18 protein-coding genes and 1 pseudogene are annotated in these 16,961 nt (G+C 36.4%); 14 read left to right on the top strand and 5 right to left on the bottom strand.

Annotation, left to right across the window (positions count from 1 at the left end):
• Positions 1 to 328 precede the first annotated feature (328 nt).
• From M2265_RS04060 to M2265_RS04035, 6 genes are all read left to right on the top strand, one after another.
• Complete coding sequence (locus tag M2265_RS04060) at positions 329 to 1,633, top strand: Gfo/Idh/MocA family protein (protein ID WP_132767589.1); 1,305 nt, start codon at positions 329 to 331, stop codon at positions 1,631 to 1,633.
• A gap of 26 nt (positions 1,634 to 1,659) precedes the next feature.
• Complete coding sequence (locus M2265_RS04055) at positions 1,660 to 1,791, top strand: hypothetical protein (protein ID WP_262708402.1); 132 nt, start codon at positions 1,660 to 1,662, stop codon at positions 1,789 to 1,791.
• A 230-nt stretch (positions 1,792 to 2,021) separates the two neighbouring features.
• Positions 2,022 to 2,378 carry a response regulator gene (locus tag M2265_RS04050; protein ID WP_132767591.1) on the top strand — a complete coding sequence of 119 codons (357 nt, stop codon included), beginning with the start codon at positions 2,022 to 2,024 and terminating at the stop codon, positions 2,376 to 2,378.
• A 537-nt stretch (positions 2,379 to 2,915) separates the two neighbouring features.
• Positions 2,916 to 3,263: a RagB/SusD family nutrient uptake outer membrane protein gene (locus tag M2265_RS04045; RefSeq protein ID WP_132767592.1), complete on the top strand. Its 348-nt coding sequence runs from the start codon at positions 2,916 to 2,918 to the stop codon at positions 3,261 to 3,263.
• Between the two features lie 23 nt (positions 3,264 to 3,286).
• Positions 3,287 to 5,998 (top strand): GH116 family glycosyl hydrolase, encoded by a 2,712-nt coding sequence (locus M2265_RS04040; RefSeq protein ID WP_132767594.1) that lies wholly within the window; start codon positions 3,287 to 3,289, stop codon positions 5,996 to 5,998.
• Entirely contained in the window at positions 5,995 to 6,561 is a 567-nt protein-coding gene (locus tag M2265_RS04035) for an RbsD/FucU domain-containing protein (protein WP_132767595.1), read from the top strand. Before M2265_RS04040 ends, M2265_RS04035 begins: the two co-directional genes overlap by 4 nt.
• A gap of 147 nt (positions 6,562 to 6,708) precedes the next feature.
• Here the strand turns inward: M2265_RS04035 and M2265_RS04030 are convergent, their stop codons facing one another.
• Together M2265_RS04030 and M2265_RS04025 are read right to left on the bottom strand one after the other, a co-directional pair.
• Positions 6,709 to 7,380 (bottom strand): DUF6624 domain-containing protein, encoded by a 672-nt coding sequence (locus M2265_RS04030; RefSeq protein WP_132767597.1) that lies wholly within the window; start codon positions 7,378 to 7,380, stop codon positions 6,709 to 6,711.
• Positions 7,381 to 7,521: 141 nt separating this feature from the next.
• A complete protein-coding gene (locus M2265_RS04025) occupies positions 7,522 to 8,133 on the bottom strand; it encodes a hypothetical protein (protein WP_132767598.1) in 612 nt (203 codons plus the stop codon).
• Between the two features lie 209 nt (positions 8,134 to 8,342).
• Here M2265_RS04025 and M2265_RS04020 point away from each other — a divergent pair, with 209 nt between their 5' ends.
• Complete coding sequence (locus M2265_RS04020) at positions 8,343 to 8,819, top strand: hypothetical protein (RefSeq protein ID WP_132767600.1); 477 nt, start codon at positions 8,343 to 8,345, stop codon at positions 8,817 to 8,819.
• A gap of 272 nt (positions 8,820 to 9,091) precedes the next feature.
• Positions 9,092 to 9,787, top strand: coding sequence for a hypothetical protein (locus M2265_RS04015; protein WP_132767602.1), 696 nt, complete (start codon positions 9,092 to 9,094; stop codon positions 9,785 to 9,787).
• A gap of 126 nt (positions 9,788 to 9,913) precedes the next feature.
• On the opposite strand, the gene M2265_RS04010 is transcribed toward M2265_RS04015, so the two are convergent.
• Positions 9,914 to 10,186 (bottom strand): hypothetical protein, encoded by a 273-nt coding sequence (locus M2265_RS04010; protein WP_132767603.1) that lies wholly within the window; start codon positions 10,184 to 10,186, stop codon positions 9,914 to 9,916.
• 105 nt (positions 10,187 to 10,291) lie between these two features.
• Positions 10,292 to 10,837 carry a hypothetical protein gene (locus M2265_RS04005; protein ID WP_132767605.1) on the bottom strand — a complete coding sequence of 182 codons (546 nt, stop codon included), beginning with the start codon at positions 10,835 to 10,837 and terminating at the stop codon, positions 10,292 to 10,294.
• 254 nt (positions 10,838 to 11,091) lie between these two features.
• Here M2265_RS04005 and M2265_RS26925 point away from each other — a divergent pair.
• A pseudogene (locus tag M2265_RS26925) lies at positions 11,092 to 11,319 on the top strand (phosphoethanolamine transferase domain-containing protein); the annotation flags it as partial.
• Positions 11,320 to 11,589: 270 nt separating this feature from the next.
• On the opposite strand, the gene M2265_RS04000 reads toward M2265_RS26925, so the two are convergent.
• Positions 11,590 to 11,799, bottom strand: coding sequence for a hypothetical protein (locus tag M2265_RS04000; protein WP_132767608.1), 210 nt, complete (start codon positions 11,797 to 11,799; stop codon positions 11,590 to 11,592).
• 233 nt (positions 11,800 to 12,032) lie between these two features.
• On the opposite strand from M2265_RS04000, the gene M2265_RS03995 reads away from it, so the two are divergent.
• The 5 genes from M2265_RS03995 to M2265_RS03975 all read left to right on the top strand — a co-directional run bounded on the left by M2265_RS03995 (position 12,033) and on the right by M2265_RS03975 (position 16,849).
• Positions 12,033 to 13,070 carry a sensor histidine kinase gene (locus M2265_RS03995; RefSeq protein WP_132767609.1) on the top strand — a complete coding sequence of 346 codons (1,038 nt, stop codon included), beginning with the start codon at positions 12,033 to 12,035 and terminating at the stop codon, positions 13,068 to 13,070.
• Positions 13,067 to 13,828, top strand: coding sequence for a LytR/AlgR family response regulator transcription factor (locus M2265_RS03990; protein WP_132767611.1), 762 nt, complete (start codon positions 13,067 to 13,069; stop codon positions 13,826 to 13,828). Before M2265_RS03995 ends, M2265_RS03990 begins: the two co-directional genes overlap by 4 nt.
• Before the next feature lie 174 nt (positions 13,829 to 14,002).
• Positions 14,003 to 15,037 carry a DUF6268 family outer membrane beta-barrel protein gene (locus M2265_RS03985; RefSeq protein WP_132767613.1) on the top strand — a complete coding sequence of 345 codons (1,035 nt, stop codon included), beginning with the start codon at positions 14,003 to 14,005 and terminating at the stop codon, positions 15,035 to 15,037.
• A gap of 154 nt (positions 15,038 to 15,191) precedes the next feature.
• Positions 15,192 to 15,809 carry an RNA polymerase sigma factor gene (locus M2265_RS03980; protein ID WP_132767615.1) on the top strand — a complete coding sequence of 206 codons (618 nt, stop codon included), beginning with the start codon at positions 15,192 to 15,194 and terminating at the stop codon, positions 15,807 to 15,809.
• Between the two features lie 65 nt (positions 15,810 to 15,874).
• Complete coding sequence (locus M2265_RS03975) at positions 15,875 to 16,849, top strand: FecR family protein (RefSeq protein ID WP_132767616.1); 975 nt, start codon at positions 15,875 to 15,877, stop codon at positions 16,847 to 16,849.
• The last annotated feature ends 112 nt before the right edge of the window (positions 16,850 to 16,961 follow it).

Genomic DNA, 16,961 nt, shown 5'->3' with positions numbered 1-16,961 from the left:
ATTATCAAGCTATCTGAAAATAGCATTTTTATGTGCTCCAGGCCAATTACATCATGGACTATAGAGCTTCATACAGCCATGCATGCAGGATATGGATTCTGTGTGGTTGGTCTTATTGATGTAGCAACTGATAAAGCATTGGTTTTGAGGATGCAGGAAATATGCGAAATATAATTGATATATTTCAATTTGATATTTTTTTTGTTTTTTTGGAATAAAATATGGTTCTTTATGTATTAAATGTCTTTAAGACAAATAAACTAGAATGATGCACACCCTTTGTATTATCGCTCGATCAACCAAATTAACCAACAAATTTTAAACAATTATGACTAACACATCAAGAAGAAAATTTATTAAGAACTCGACAGCTGTCGTTACAATAGCTGGTCTAACTTCTATATTTCCTAAGCTATATGCTTCAGTGGGTGCAACGCAAAAAATTCGTGTTGGTGCCATTGGTATTAACGGTATGGGATGGTCCGATTTGAATGCGATCCTTAAACATCCAGACGTTTTCTGTACAGCACTTTGTGATGTGGACAACAATGTTTTACAGAAGCGGATAAAAGAGCTTGAAGGAAGAGGTATTTCGGTAAAAGGTTTTAACAACTACCGTGATTTATTAAAAAGTAAAGATGTGGATGTCGTGGTTATCGGTACGCCTGATCATTGGCATTGTTTACAGATGATAGAAGCTTGCCAGGCGGGGAAAGATGTTTATGTTGAGAAACCATTGGGTAATTCGATCGCTGAATGCAGGGCGATGGTGGATGCAGTAAAGAAAAGTAAATCCATTGTTCAGGTAGGGCAGTGGCAACGCAGTCAACAACATTTTCGAGATGCAGTAGCATTTGTGCATTCCGGAAAGCTGGGTAAGATCCGCTTGGTAAAAGCTTGGGCATACCAAGGTTGGATGAAAAGTATTCCTGTTAAACCTGATGGGCCGGTTCCAGCAGGTGTGAATTATGACTTGTGGTTGGGTCCTGCAAAGAAACATCCTTTTAATCCGAATAGATTTCATTTTGATTTTAGGTGGTATTGGGATTATGCTGGTGGCTTAATGACAGATTGGGGTGTTCATATGCTTGATTATGCACTGCTAGGGATGAAGGCGACTAAACCGATTTCAATTATGGCATCTGGAGGGAAGTTTGCTTATCCTCAAGATGCAGCCGAAACTCCAGATACGCTAACCACGGTATATGAGTTTGAGGGTTTTAATGTGCAATGGGAGCATGCTACAGGTATTGACGGTGGTCCTTATGGAAAGGATCATGGCGTGGCTTTTATTGGAAACAATGGTACTTTAGTGCTTAACCGAAGCGGTTGGGAGGTCATTCCTGAAAAGGGTCGCATGGATGGCATTGCTTTTCAGCGTTCAGTTGATGACGGCTTGAATCTGCATGCGGTTAATTTTATTGAAGCAGTGAAAAGCAGAGATTCATCGACTTTGAACTGTCCTGTGGAGGACGGGGCTGCAATCGCGATATTTTCGCAAATGGGGAATATTGCCTATCGTACGGGAAAGAAGATTTATTGGAACCAAGAAACCTGGTCTTTTGGTACTGAAGATGCTGATAAATTAATATCGGCATCTTACCATAATGGTTATAAGCTACCTACAATTTAAAATAGTATGATCAATTTATTTTTGTAATGCCAGCATACAGTGCTGATAACAGTAAGATGTTGTATGCATTTGAATCTATTAAATGGGGGGGCATTGAACATGAAATTAGAGACCAGGTACTTCCGGCTTTAACTAAACCAGATTTTTCGATGTTATAAATAGATTAGAATGTTTATAATTGTTACTTGGCAATAGAACGCGAGATGTTGATGGCTCTATAAAAAATTTTCTAATTATCCTACTAGTGTGTTTATGTTAAACTTTTGTGATATAAATTTAACTATACATTTTATTGATTGTCAATTTGTTATCATGTTTAAAAGGTGTTGATTAGGTCATTAGAATATTAATTTTATATCTATATATTTGTGTCAAAATTGTTGGAAATATGAAAAAAAAGGTTGTGCTTATTCAGGATGATGAAGATATCCTTGAAATCATGGATGAAGTTTTGACGGATGAAGGCTTTGATGTTACTTCATCATTAACAACCGAACCCATTGAAAATATCGACAAGATCGAACCCGATGTTGTGGTAGTAGATGAGCATATTCGGGGAGGGAAGAAAGGTACGAAAGTGATAGAAGAGTTGAAAAGTGATCCAGAAACAGAGGATTTATCGGCCGTGCTTACTTCAACATCATATGATTTGCCTCAAACAGCAAAAGATTGTAAAGCTGATGACTATATCGAAAAACCGTTTGATCTGGATCACATGGTTGATGTTGTCAAAAATAATTCTTAACGGCGGAAAATTTAAAGTTTGTTCCTGACATGATTTTATATATAACTGATTTGAACGTTTTATTGTAAACATATTAATCTGTTGAGATTTAAATAAGTTCAAATGGCTTATGATAGAAGAAGGAGATACAAATAGTATCTCCTTCTTCTATTTCAGGGGTATACTTCAAACTGAAAGGTTTTTATCATTTTTCGATCAAAATAACTTTCTTTATTCTTATTTCTTTAATCGTGTTTTGTTACTAAGTTTGTGGACGTTAGGTAAAATTGTACTGCTAATAAATGGGCAAGGGATGCGATTTTAAAATCTGTATAAACCTTTTACGTTTATTTAATACTATAAGTTCATCGAATTTTAGTAAATCATTTTACGATCTGAAAGTACAATACAATAAGGGAAAAAAGGGAATTTCCTATCTGACCAAGTTGTGCTCTTAATGATTTTATAGCTCTTTGGTGTAGCTTATAAGTACCTTTTATTGAAATTTCCAAAATTTCGGCAATTTCTTCAAATGAAAGCTTTCTGCAGATCAAAACCATGATTGATCAGATTAGAAAGAGGGCAGACCTATCTTTATTAAGCAATAGTGATTTGTCAGATCAGGCTGTTATGCGTAAATTGATTCGGGAAGAAAGACGGCATGAGTTTGTTGCAGAACATAAGCGATATTTTGACATATTACGCTGGAAAATTTCGGAAGATGTACTGAATAAAAATGCAGAGGGTATCAACAGTAATCAGAATGATCTGATCGGTAACTGGACTAAACCGAGATTTCTTGCCCAAAACCGAAAATTTGAAAAGAGTAAACATTACCTATGGCCAGTCACACAGAGTTCAATTGACAAAAATAAAAACCTACTGCCTCAGAACACAGGATGGTAATAAGGCATGATAAACTGTAAATAATGAACAGAAGAAATTTTTTAAGGAATTCAAGTTTAATCAGCTTGGGTGTTTTGGCGACACAGTTTCCGGCATGGTCCCGCAGCATTTTTGCATGGGAACAACCCATTCATAATATTGAAGCCGATAAGGCTATAGATCCCCAATGGCTAGCTTCACTATATGAGCGTGGAGAAAAAATCAAGTACTTTAAAAGTAAAAATGAGCTCAAATATATCGGTATGCCTATTGGAGGACTTCATACTGGTACTGTCTATATCGGGGGAGACGGCCGGTTGTGGCTGTGGCAGATTTACAACGAATCTTACGATGGTATGAAGGAAGGTGTAGAACCGAAAATAGTGCTATGGAACAACGGTAAAGAACAGGTTCGGATTCGTCCAAGAGATGGTTCTGCTTATATTGAGCCGGCTATTGCAGATAATCTACGCATACTGGAACAGGGATTTGCAATCTCTGTTTATTATAAGGGTAAGCAGTTGATAAAAGAGCTCCGCGAAAACCATTGGGACGAAATTGTATTTGAACCCTCGTACCCGACGTGTACAGTAACTTACAGTAGTGCTGATTTTCCGGTTGATGTAAAGCTTACGGCTTATTCTCCTTTTATTCCGTTGGATATCGAAAATTCTTCACTGCCTATGACTACGCTGCATGTTGAAGTCGTTAATAAAACTGATCAACCATTGGATGTACTGATTAGTGGCTGGCTAGAAAATGGGGTTCATAAGAATAGAAAAGACTTTTCATCGGTCCGTAAAGTGTCGGTTTCGAAAGATCTTATTGATGGGAAGGCTTTATTTTTCGAATGTCAACAGGTTCCGGAGAAAGATCTTATAGCCAGTGATTATGGCTCTATGGCCATATCGTGCCAGCACAGTGATGCGATTGCTGTAGCACAAATTAAAGAATGGCCTATAAACCCTGCTGATCTAATCAGTGAAGCAGGGTCTAGCAATATCGGTTTTAATGAGTTGCAGGTGGGGAGTCTTACAGTTAAAAGAAAGATACCTGCTGCTACAAAGGTTAAAATCTCTTATGCGATAAGTTGGCATTTTAACAATGTTCATCCTAAGCTGAAGGAAAGAATTAAAGATGCTCAAAACGGTTATTGGTACGGAACAAAGTTTAGTAATGCTTATCATGTACTGGAGTATTATAATCAGGAGAGAAATAAACTGGACGAAAACACATTATTATGGGCTGATACGTGGAATGACTCGACGCTTCCGTACTGGTTCCTGGACCGCACTTTTGTTAATATCGGAACTTTGGCTACAGCCAATACGTATCGGTTCGCAACGGGCCGTTTTTGGGGCTGGGAAGGTATCGGTGCTTGTGCAGGAACCTGCACACACGTCTGGCAGTACGGACAGGCCATGGGACGTATATTTCCAGAGCTGGAGCGTAATCTGCGTGAGATCACGGATCTTGACATTGCCTTTAAACCAGAGACTGGGGCGATTATTTTTAGAGCCGAATATGAAAGCCGTCCTGCTATAGATGGGCAGGCAGGTGTTGTACTTCGTTTTTACCGGGATCATCAGATGTCTAGAGACAATGTTTTCTTGAAGAGAAATTGGGCTAATTTAAAAAAAGCGATCCAGTTTATCATTGATCAAGACAAGAACGGTGACGGTATGACCGATACACCTATGGAAAATACGCTCGATGCGGTCTGGGAAGGTGAGATATCATGGATTGTAGGTCTTTGTCTGGCTGCTGTACAAGCTGGAGGGGCAATGGCTACGGAAATCGGAGACAGGAGTTTTGCAAAATTGTGCTACGATTATGTCAAGAAAGGCTCTGTGAATATGGATAAAGAACTCTTTAATGGTGATTATTATATTCATCGTCCCAATACAGAATCTGGCCGTAAAAATCTGGGTTCTTACAACACTTGCCATATTGATCAGGTGTATGGACAGGCATGGACTTTTCAATTGGGGATGCCCCGTATCAATGATCAAAAACAGACATTGGCGGCTTTACGTGCTTTATGGAAGTACAACTTTACAATGGATGTAGGCCCTTATATCAAAACGCATTTGAATGGTCGTCCTTATGCTCTTTCCGGAGAGGGGGGGATGGTGATGAATACCAACCCTAAAAATGAAGCGAAAGCTTATGGGGAAAATGAAACCTGGCAATTGGGTTATTTTCATGAATGTATGAGCGGATTTGAACATCAGGTAGCCGCGCATATGATGGCAGAAGGTATGGTGGAGGAGAGCTTAGTTTTGACCCGGGTCATTCATGACCGTTACCATGCTGCAAAGCGGAATCCATTTAATGAAATAGAATGTAGTGATCATTATGCCCGTGCCATGGCAAGCTATGGTACATTTGTGAATGCTTGTGGATATGCGTATCATGGTCCTAATAAATACTTGGCTTTTGCACCGAAGGTATTGCCAGAAAAGTTCAAAAGCCCTTTCACAACAGCGGAAGCATGGGGAAGTTATGAACAGATTCAACAAAATACTGAACAGACAAGTCAGCTGTCTGTGGCTTATGGAAATTTACAGTTGCAGAAGCTTTCGATAGGTAAGGTCAGAAATGAGCCTGTGCAAAAGGATCGACTAAAAGCAGTTCTAAATAATAAACCCCTAAAATTGTCGAGAGTAGAGGACGCTTCGGGTACGTTAACAGTAACATTTCAGAAGGAACTTCAACTGAACAAGGGGGATTTACTTCAGATTAGCTGGTCATGATAAGAAGATTGAGAACTATAATAGTATTGCTGCTGATACTTTCTTTAGTCGCTTGTCAACCCGCCAGTGTTCAGCAAAAGGGAAGCGTAAACAATAAGGATTGGCAACAAAGGTTAGAAGAGAAGCTGCCTTTGTTGGGACATCGGAACTGGATTTTGATTGTTGATAAGGCCTACCCAGCACCTAATAATTCGGATATTGTGATGATCAATACGGGAGCAGAAATGATGGATGTGCTGCGCGAAATGGACAGTATATTTCAGATGCAGGCTCATATCAAACCGATTATCTATCAGGATGCAGAACTCGATTATCTGGATGAGGGTTTAGTAAAAGGTGTAGATAAGTATAAAAAGGAGGTTAAAGCCCTCTGGAGTAAATATACTGTTCAGGATATTCCACACGAAGCGATATTCAAAAAAATAGATGAGGCATCAAAACTGTTTAAAGTGGTTGTTCTTAAGACGGAATCATTACAACCTTACACCTCGGTATTTATAGAGCTTGACTGTGGCTACTGGGATGCTAAACGGGAGGACTCACTAAGGTCACGTATTCGTTAAATATTTAAGGTTTTTTTGTCTATTAATAATTCTAAAGACATAATTGATAAAAGCGCCTTCTTTATATAGAAGGCGCTTTTGTGTGCTCAACTGAACTTAATCTCATTAGGAAAAATGCAGTTCTTCATGAACGTGAGGATTTTGTGGTTACTGTTTCATTATTTTTATAGCTTCTTTTATCTCAGGTAAATCCGTATTGTACTTTTCTATATTCCATCCAGGTACATATTCTACCATGGGTGGAAGTCCCATAGCTGCTCTTCTTTTGTCAAGATTATTAATGTCCATAATTGGATAAATAAAATTTTTCTTAGTCTTTTTGTCGGTGAATCCTTGACTTCCGTACGGCTGTTCTTGGCCTTTTCGGACGGCAATTCTATCTTTTAAGATGGCCAAATTACTAGAAAAGGTTTTACCGTTCTTTTCAGCCTCCTCGACTATTGGTAGATACTTTTCCTGAATAGTTAAATTTGCGTGCTGAATAACTAAAAATAGACCTTGACTGGCAAACATACCGATGTCCTGTGGTCCCATCCAGCCATCATGGTCAAGTATTTTTGTAACTGTTATCAGATTGAGCGAATCTGCAATTCGAATATTATTGGATGCAATGGCTAATTCATTTTTATCGGCACCATTTCTAGTAAGTTGTATATACTGTTTTCGATATTCTTGATCTTTAAAGAAGATCGAATCCAATTCCAATGCTACCTCTTTTTTGAATTTGGTGCTGTCAATGTTAAATGAAGTCACCTGTGCATATGAATTTGAAAACCCTAAAATGTAACTTGCTAAAAGTAATATTATTTTTTTGTCCATATATATGTTTATTTTAATTGATAAAAGGAGCTTTTTACATTTATGTTTGGAAGGTGATCGTTTCAATTTATGCATTGCTGTCAAAAATGATATTTTTATTGATGATTTTTATGCCATAGGTCAATAGTTCGCAGTACTGATTTAGGACTCAATCTGAAGTGCAAGTATTGTTTTTCCATTATTTGATCTGTAGACTAAAATGCTGGAAAGAACTAAATCTGCTATATCATGCCCCCATATTCCGTATTTACCATCTGTTTCATTTCGATTGTACATGGTCGTCCTTTTCTCCAATGGAACCGTTTTCACGGAAGCACTATTTTCTTCTTCCTCATAGAGGATGTAATATTGTTTACTGATTGCATGTAATAATTGTTCTCTCGTAAAACCCTTTTCTGATGTTATCGTGAACTTATATTCCTTGTTTAGGGGGTAGTCTATAAGTATTTCTACTGAAGAGTTGTTCAATACAATTTCATCCTTATTATGAAGATTGGCCATGTCAGCTTCGGGTTTTTCTAATTGTATCCAAGGAATGAAACCATCTTCATAATCATTTACATTATCTGTTTTTACTTGAAAATCAATCGTGTAAATCAGGTCTCCAAGTGTTGAATAGTCTTTGTTTAATGATAACTGTTCTTTTTGCTCTATGATTTCTGCTGGATCTTTATGATTAATCGCATGCTGTCCATGACAATTAATGAATACAAAAAGTGAAATGATATAGAGTAGGTTCTTATTGCTAAACATGTTACTTGATCTATAATAGGTATTATAAGCTATATAAATATAGGAATTGATTTCTTTAAAAATCACAAGACCATGAAATTAAGTTTGTAATTGTAGGGGAATTAAAAGCAGTAGCTTGTCAATGGTTGTATTTAAAGTAAAGCGTTAACTTCAAGGTTTTCTCTTGAACAATATGGTGTTTTTAATTGTTAATACTTTAAAGTATAATTATGGAAGAAGATAAATTAAATATGGACACCCGTATTATCGCTTATGATAAGCATTATGGGTTTGTTGAAAATCCGAATGATTTCAACTTTGATTATAATCCCCATCGTCTCATTGTCAAAAATTATGCTTTGAGAAAGAATGATAGAAAAGCGTATGAGAGTTATCTGACTACTTTTTTCCCGGAACTGGCTGCGATCGAATTAAAGAATTTTGATACAGAAGTTAATTACATCAGACATTTTGACAATGAGGAGCTTGCTGCCTGGTTGGCTAGCAACGATATACAAGTCGTAGAATCTGATATTAGTTGTTCAGATCCTGATGCAATCTTTAAAATGGTCTATGTTCCTGAGTCTGAAAGCCCCACGTCATATGTTATTAAGGAGGAGGACTTTATATTGAATAGAATATTGCCGGGAGACCTTATTAAGGAACCGAATAAAACATGGATCAACATTAAAAAACCTAAATTCTAATTTAAGTTCGTGATTACATTATCATTTCTAATAAGAATATATTTGGACGGTAGGTGCGGATCCTAATTTTCAAGTATATTCTTTAGTATATCAGGTTGGTTTAGTGTTTTTTATTCTCTTTCTTTTAGATAAACATTAAATTGGTTTCTTTATTAATACCACAATTGATAAATCTGTTGCAACTTCAAATCTAGCATTCCATGGTTGAAATAAGTCTTCTTTGGGAAATAGTATTATTATTACATTTGCGACTAATTATCTATTATTAATTTATGAAAAAAATAATGTTCTTCCTCTCATTATTTGCGGGGATGATAACGACGCACCAAGTTAGAGCTCAAGAATTGAAAGATTATGTGATCACGATGAAAGGGGATACGATTTATGGTGAAATTAGTTCGGTAAAAAGCAATAAGGTCACAATGCTTGTTGACAGTGAAAAGAAAACTTATTATCCGCCACAGCTTTACCGTATCTATAATCATAAAAAAGAGAAGCATTATGCAACTTCATTCATTGAAGTGGGGATTGAGAAAATTAGAGATTCTGACCCAAAAATGTATGTCATCAAGGAAAAGGTTAAGTTGAAAAAGAAACCGCTCTTTACGGAAATACTGCATGATGGTGATATTATAGTTTATAACTTTAGAAAACAAAGTGGTGGCGGTATGATAATGGGTGCTAACGGTAAGATGATGAATGGTTTTTCAACATCAAGTAATTATTATTACGCATTGAAACGTTCCACTGGTGAAATTGCAGAATTGAAAATTTCAGGTTTACTTATAGGTAAGATGTCGAAGAAAAATCGTTATCTTTATTTAGCAAAAATGATTGCTGATGAACCTGAACTTGCTGCAAAACTTGAAAATGAAGAAAAGCTGAACTATGATTTGTTCTCCAATTATATTAGAGAATATAATGCGATAAAAAAAGCGAATGATGTATATCCTATAATGATATTTTAATTTTAAATACATAAAGAGTACTTCCGGGGCTCTTTATGACAATATGATTTCTTCAGAAAGAAAGTGCAATCCCAGGATTGCACTTTCTTTGGTAAAACCCCCGATATAGTGCGGGGTTTATTGTGTTTAAATGATGTTCGTGTTTTTTAGTGCAAGTAATACAAGCGCTATAACCGCCCAAATGATTCCCCAATATTGCACAGGAATGAACCACATCTCGTGGCGCGCATTCTTATTCATTATTATACCAAGAATAAACAGTATCGGTGTCGAAGCAAGTACACTGTATAGGAAAAGTTGCAGACTTGAATTTCCATTGGTTCCAAAAAAATAAATACTAACCAATATTGCACATACAGGAATAAGAAGGGCAATACCCCCCCAGCCTTTATAAATCATTATGATAGATTTTGAATATTAATAGAGATTCTGAAGTTTGTAACTTCTGTTGGATTTCTTTTGTAATATGATGCCTCACATTAATTATAGTTGAATTGACTGAACTTAATCCCACTTTACATTCAGGTTATTTTCGGTTGCAAATTCTTTTCCAAGCGCTGTTAGTGACATGAGACGCCTTTCAAACTCAACGTTGTATTTTTTCTCAATTGATGTTATAATTTCATCTTTTTGTTGCTGGGGAGCTTTCGTGTCGCATAATTTTGCATAGGTTGTATACTCATTTTTATATACCGGTAATACAAATTCATAAAGAGCAATAGCTTGTTTTTTGATTTCTTCTCTATCATCAGTATTAGTTGATAGTGCATTTAGATCCTTAAGGACTTTTTCCAAGTAAAGAATTTTATTCTGAATAACAATTGATGCCTCATCGCCTTTCTTTTTACTTGAGGGGATGTCAGGATACTCAATCGTATTGTCATTAAGCTGTTTTGCTAATCTGGGCGTTCCAAAATCTGATATGGTATTGGTATTTAAAATCGCTACACCAAAGAATTTATCTGGAGTTTCAGAACAGGATTGTAGGACAGAAAATATCAGAAAGAGTGTACAAAGTTTGGTAAATAGTGATTTAAAGGAGTTCTTCATGTAATTGTTTTTTTGTAATAAAATTATCTGTTTTAATAATAGATTTCCCCTAAGAAATCAAAAATTGAGCCATCTAATTCCATAATTTCCTATGGTTAGGATATACTGCTCATATTAAGTGTTTTTAATTTGTGATATAATTCGTTCAATTATAACTGGAAATAAATATATTATTCAAAGTTGTAGTACTTTAAGTGATCTTAAGCGGAATTATTTAAAATTATTTTGACGCTTAATCCTCTTGTTTTTATCTCACCTGTTATCTATCGCGTCATGTCGGAAAATCTTTATTGGTATTGTTCTTTAAGACTGCTTCCATTGGGTGTTTACTTTGTGGATACTTATGGCGTATATTCGATAAAACGATGATTGGCAATATACTCAATACTAACTATAGTGAATCAAGAAGTTTCTTTCTAATGAAGCTGCAATTTTATATACCTTTTTGGATATTGGATGTGACTATGACAAAATTATGTTGACCGGAATTAAAGAAAAGATTTTGGCCAGTAAAAAACAAGTACACGCATGGGGTTTCAATAAGTATTATGCCCAAGGAAGAGTACGAAATACCTTTATCGTTTGCGTATCGGATGGTTCAAAACATGTGAAGCTCAATAATATGCTATCTCGAACCATGTGTTCTTTATTGTTCTGAGTTTTTTAGGAGTATAAAATTTAAATTATGATGACAGTATGATTGTTTTTAAGTGATTATGAACCTTAAGTGTAGTTGATTTCAAGGAAACCATTTAATTTAAGATCTCACAAGTATAGCCCAATTCTTGAAGGCAGGTGATGATGCAGTGGTTTTTAATTTCTACATTCTCGATCCGTAAGATATTGTCGCAGTCATCAAGATCGAAGTTAATATTATAATCAGGATTTTCTTTGGAAAGAATGACAGCTAGAAGTTTTGCTTCTTTTTTGTTTGTTACATTTGTTTTAAATATCTGTACCATAATTATTGCATATTTTGATAACCAAATATAAAATATTACGTTCTTTTTTTGATGTGAAAAAATGCAGAAACGGACAAATTGAGGGTTGAAACGTTGACGGTTCACGGCCAAATATGAGCGCCTCGCATAAATAATTGATTTATCGCACAGATATAATTGTATTTTTGAACTAAGCAAAAGTGAGAAGAAAGTAATCAAATTTTAATAAATCTAAAAGCTAAAAAAAAGTTCAAATGTCATTATATCGGTTACCCCTAAAAGGTCTTATTCGTCTAAATATAATCATCAGTATCTTAATTGCTACACTGATCATGATTTTTTTGGTGGCCGTTAAACATGATACCACCGACATTTTATACCGATTTATTCAAGGGATTGTTTTTACTTTCTCCGTTAGCTTTGGTAATCTTTTGTTGATTAGAACTTTACTTTTCAGAAATAAAAAACAGATCAAATTTGGACGGGCCTTATTTTATATGTCGAGCTATCTTTGGACTATCATATCGTGGAACTTAGTCATAGGTCTCTATTTTTTGTTAACTGGGAATGGCTGGGAGGGTGCCGGTGGAGAATTGCGGGCTTACGTAATGGCTTATCTCGCTATTTTTCTTTTTAACACGATTGTTCTTTTGATTCAAAACCTGTTTATCTTTCAGTACCAAAGTTCATTGGATGCGATCGAGAAATTGCAATTACAAGCCAATGTTAGTGAAGCGACTAATCTACTATTAAGACAGCAGATACAACCTCATTTTTTATTCAATGCATTGGCTACTGTTAAATCATTGTATAAGGAAGATACTAAAGTAGGAGAAACATACCTGGTGCATTTAGCAACTTTTCTACGTTCTTCTATTACAAACCCAAAAGCGCAACTGGCCTTTGTGGCAGATGAAATTGCATTTAGTCTCAGCTATCTGCATATGCAAAAAATAAGGTTTGGAACTTCTTTAATTTATGAGATCAATATTTCGGACCAGATCCGCAAATCTTTATACTTACCTTATTTTTCATTACAGCCCTTAATCGAAAATGCTTTAAAGCATAACGATTTTACAGAAGATAGTCCAATTATGATCCGAATTTTTACTTCTGATGGTTTTGTTATTGTTTCTAATAATATGCAAGCACATGGACAAAGGGAGCCATCAACAGGAAATGGCCTGTTCAACATTAAAGAACGGTACCGATTACTAGGTGATGAACAAGGGATGAAGATAACTGCAGATGGGAAATTTTTCAATGTACATTTAAAATTGTTGCAGCCATGAAGATCGTTATTATAGAAGATGAAAGAATTACAGCTAAGGATCTGGAACAGACATTAATAGAAATTGATCCGGATATAGAGATCGTGGCGGTGATCAGATCTGTAAAGGAAGGCCTTACGTATTTTAGTCACCAACCCGACCCCGCGTTGATATTCAGCGATATCCGCTTGGGGGATGGATTGAGTTTTGAAATTTTGAAACAGGTTAAAGTCCCTGTTATATTTTGCACGGCCTATGACGAGTATGCGCTGCATGCCTTTCAGGTAAATGGTATCGGCTATGTGCTGAAGCCGTTTACTGAAGAGTCTGTAGCTGCTGCATTGACCAAATACAATGAACTGACCCGAGCAAATGAAACCGAAATCGGTCGGCAGTATGAAAAAATGAAGGATATATTTGAGACCGTGAGACCAAAAATTTCATCCTTGCTCATCCACTATAAAGATACAGTCATACCAATCCGGATTTCTGATATCGCGTTGTTTTGTCTTAAAAATGAAGTGCTGACGCTTTATACTTTTGATCATAAAAGATATTATCCGAATATGAGTCTCGATGAATTAGAGGAATTACTTGGAGATCTATTTTTCCGTGCAAATAGGCAATACCTGATCGCCAGATCGGCTATAGTGCATGCTTCCAGTTTGTTGTCTCGCAAAATGTCGATTCATGTCTCGATCAAGCATGATGATATTATCACCATAAGCAGGGAAAAATCACCTCAATTTTTAAAATGGCTGCAGGCTAGTCCTGTATAATTATAGATAGGAATTTAGAAACTGATTTGGCAAGAAAATTCATCTTCACTTTTGATTGCCTTAATACTTAATTTGAACGCTTCACCTGCAAACTACTCCTGTTTTTTTTAGCCTTGGAATATCTTCGCATCGGTAAACTTAGTTTAAAGTGACCGATTTCTAAGCAAAAAAAAAATGATGTTCAAAATTTCTTTATCCCTTCTGGTTTCGTTTCTATTTCTGACAGATCTTTTCGCTCAGGATATACGAAGTACGGACCAAGCAACTCTATCAGATTCTCTAAAAGGAATTGCTATGGCAGAGCATGCCGCATTAATGTACCCAAAATTACGCCAGTTTACCATCACCCATGAAGAAAATGCATTTGGCCAAATTACTTCTGCTATGCATGGAAATAGGATTTTTGAAGGTAAATTTCGAACCTCCCGAACATATATCAATATGAATGTCCCGATTATGCAACGTGCCAATGATAATTTGATAGGGAGCTTGGGTGTTATCCATCAATTTTATGATTTGCATGATGTTAGAAATTATGATGCAGCACATGTGGTATATGATCAAAGAACTTATATCCCGATGATGTCTGCTGCGCTGACCTATATGCATAAAGATTCACTTTTTGGCAGACCGGTCAATTATATGGCCCATTTAAGTGGAATATTTGATCCTTCGATGTCTAGGGCACAACTTACATTCACAGGAATGGCGAATTTTGTTTTACGCCAAACAGCCAATTCGAGGTTGACGGCAGGTGCTGTTCTGGTTTTAGATCCCGCAAGTCCTGTTCCTTTCTTTTTGATGCTGAATTATTTTAGAAGATTTGAAAATTTAAATATGGATTTGATGATTGATCTTCCATATCGATTGGCTTTGCGAAAAGCAGTGAAAGAGCGTACTTCCTTTACCTTCTTTAATGAACTGCAGGGCAGTAATTCTTTCTTTAAATTTTCTGACCAACAAACGACATTGACCAATGACTATACGTTCTCAAATCTAGAAATAAAATCGGGATTGATGGCCGAATATCGCTTGACTAAAAAAGCTGTTGTCAGTCTGAGTACCGGTGTTAACTATGCGGTCAACTCCAGGATAAGGGAGGGAAGTGCTGAGCCTAACGATTATTTTATCAAAAACAAACATCAAGCAGTACCTTTTGTGCAGGTTGGTATCTCTTTGCTTCCTTTTTGGAAAGGCGTAGGTTTCTAAGTATTATTGACCGTACATCGTGATCATGCTTATCCTTTTATGGGAATAGGCCTTGAGGAGTTTCCATTATCCTAAGGCTATTCCCATAAGCGTATCGTAAGGTTGATGGTAAATTAATATTGGCGTAATATCTTCGACCTATCTTTGTCAGGTCATGTCTACCCAAAACAAGAAGGAAATCTTTTATTTGTCTCTATTTAAAAATGGAGATCCGCGAGCGTTTACCTATTTTTTTGATTCTTACTGGGAAGAGTTATATACAGTAGCTTACCGGCATTTGCAGGATGAAGCGATTTCAAAAGATATTGTTCAGGAAGTATTTATTCAGATTTGGGAAAAACGCCACCTGCTTAAGGAGGATTACGAATCGTTAAAACCTTATTTTTTTAAGGCAATAAAGAATAGGATCTTAAATCATTATGCAACAGAGAAAGTACGCGAAAACATCATGGAAAAGATGTTGTACCGGATGGATAAGTTTACAGCCTTGACCGATAATACACATGCGCAATACCAGGAACTAGAAAATATAGTAGATCGCTCTGTAGCCAGGTTACCCAAAACCATGCAGGCTGTATATCTTTTGAGAAATGATAATTACTCCATTCAACAGATTGCTCAAAAACTGAGTATTGCAGAGCAGACGGTCAAAAATCATCTGTATGAAGCAAAGAAAATATTGAAGCAAGATCTGACGCAACGATTCGCCGACCATGATGATATTTTACTCGTTTTAGCGAGCACCTATCTATTTCATAATTTCTTAACCTAAAGAAAACAGTTTCTTAAAGTATTTTGAACCTCTTCACCTGTAGTAAGTAAAACAACAGCACACAAGTGAATTTAGAAGAGTTTAAAAATATAATACAGCGTTACCTGGCAGATAAACTATCTGATGAGGAAAAAAAGAACGTCGATAGCTGGTATGATGAGGTGTCTTCTGGTACAACAGATCCTTTTACAGATGAACAGCATAAAACCAAAGTAAAGGAAGCGATATTCGCGGCATTTCCTCCTGCCATTCACGCAACTAAAAAACAGGCGCGCGTGGTACGGCTCCGCTGGATTTCTATTGCAGCTTCAGTTTTGATATTCGGTGTTTCAGGTTTGCTACTCTATCAAAGGTCGCAGCCTTTCCGTCAAGATACCACGGCGGCTTCAATTGTGTTCACACAGATTTCGACGCGCCCAGGTGAACAAATGGAGTTACAACTTCCAGATCATTCCACCATAATGCTAAATGGAAATACTCAGGTTCGCTATCATGAACAGGAATATCTGCAAAGCCGAAAAATTTATCTGGATCAAGGAGAAGCCTTTTTTAATGTGCAGCGCGATACACTACATCCGTTTTCTATCGAAACGGGAGCATTGACCATTGCTGTGCTCGGTACTTCTTTTAATGTCAATAATTCCGAGCAATCAAAAAATATTACCATTGCTGTTAAAACGGGACGTGTGCGTGTCGGGAGCAAGATAAATCCATCATTACACGTGCTTACAGCAGGAAAAAGTTTACAATATGAAAAAAATCTGGGGAGCTGTAAACTGTTTGATACTAATGCTGATCATGCCGATATCTGGACACGTGGAGGTATTTTAATGTCTGGCGCTAATTTTCAGGAATTGCAGGAACTTATTTACAACCGTTATGGCTTGATCTTACGCAGTGACAGCTTGTATACAGATCGTTTTAGCTATTCACTGCTTTTACCGCAGGTAAAATCGGTCGATCAGCTTCTTCATATGATCTGTCATATTCACCAAATTAATTTTAGGAGGGAAGGAAATGAAATAATACTACATCACTAAACTTAAAACAGTTAAAGTTGGGAAACGGGGGGAGTTTCTCAATAGAAAAGTGCTCATCTGGCAAACCGCAAAATCGACCAGTGAGCACCCTTAATTCATGTTAAATGATAAA

The organism is Sphingobacterium kitahiroshimense, from assembly GCF_025961315.1.
In the GTDB taxonomy this organism is placed as follows: domain Bacteria; phylum Bacteroidota; class Bacteroidia; order Sphingobacteriales; family Sphingobacteriaceae; genus Sphingobacterium; species Sphingobacterium anhuiense.
This window is presented reverse-complemented; position numbering and strand designations above follow the sequence as displayed.

Excerpts from the sequence above, each read along its gene's own strand:
- M2265_RS04060 (WP_132767589.1), top strand. The coding sequence starts at position 329 with ATGACTAACACATCAAGAAGAAAATTTATTAAGAACTCGACAGCTGTC.
- M2265_RS04055 (WP_262708402.1), top strand. The coding sequence starts at position 1,660 with ATGCCAGCATACAGTGCTGATAACAGTAAGATGTTGTATGCATTTGAA.
- M2265_RS04050 (WP_132767591.1), top strand. The coding sequence starts at position 2,022 with ATGAAAAAAAAGGTTGTGCTTATTCAGGATGATGAAGATATCCTTGAA.
- M2265_RS04045 (WP_132767592.1), top strand. The coding sequence starts at position 2,916 with ATGATTGATCAGATTAGAAAGAGGGCAGACCTATCTTTATTAAGCAAT.
- M2265_RS04040 (WP_132767594.1), top strand. The coding sequence starts at position 3,287 with ATGAACAGAAGAAATTTTTTAAGGAATTCAAGTTTAATCAGCTTGGGT.
- M2265_RS04035 (WP_132767595.1), top strand. The coding sequence starts at position 5,995 with ATGATAAGAAGATTGAGAACTATAATAGTATTGCTGCTGATACTTTCT.
- M2265_RS04030 (WP_132767597.1), bottom strand. The coding sequence starts at position 7,380 with ATGGACAAAAAAATAATATTACTTTTAGCAAGTTACATTTTAGGGTTT.
- M2265_RS04025 (WP_132767598.1), bottom strand. The coding sequence starts at position 8,133 with ATGTTTAGCAATAAGAACCTACTCTATATCATTTCACTTTTTGTATTC.
- M2265_RS04020 (WP_132767600.1), top strand. The coding sequence starts at position 8,343 with ATGGAAGAAGATAAATTAAATATGGACACCCGTATTATCGCTTATGAT.
- M2265_RS04015 (WP_132767602.1), top strand. The coding sequence starts at position 9,092 with ATGAAAAAAATAATGTTCTTCCTCTCATTATTTGCGGGGATGATAACG.
- M2265_RS04010 (WP_132767603.1), bottom strand. The coding sequence starts at position 10,186 with ATGATTTATAAAGGCTGGGGGGGTATTGCCCTTCTTATTCCTGTATGT.
- M2265_RS04005 (WP_132767605.1), bottom strand. The coding sequence starts at position 10,837 with ATGAAGAACTCCTTTAAATCACTATTTACCAAACTTTGTACACTCTTT.
- M2265_RS04000 (WP_132767608.1), bottom strand. The coding sequence starts at position 11,799 with ATGGTACAGATATTTAAAACAAATGTAACAAACAAAAAAGAAGCAAAA.
- M2265_RS03995 (WP_132767609.1), top strand. The coding sequence starts at position 12,033 with ATGTCATTATATCGGTTACCCCTAAAAGGTCTTATTCGTCTAAATATA.
- M2265_RS03990 (WP_132767611.1), top strand. The coding sequence starts at position 13,067 with ATGAAGATCGTTATTATAGAAGATGAAAGAATTACAGCTAAGGATCTG.
- M2265_RS03985 (WP_132767613.1), top strand. The coding sequence starts at position 14,003 with ATGATGTTCAAAATTTCTTTATCCCTTCTGGTTTCGTTTCTATTTCTG.
- M2265_RS03980 (WP_132767615.1), top strand. The coding sequence starts at position 15,192 with ATGTCTACCCAAAACAAGAAGGAAATCTTTTATTTGTCTCTATTTAAA.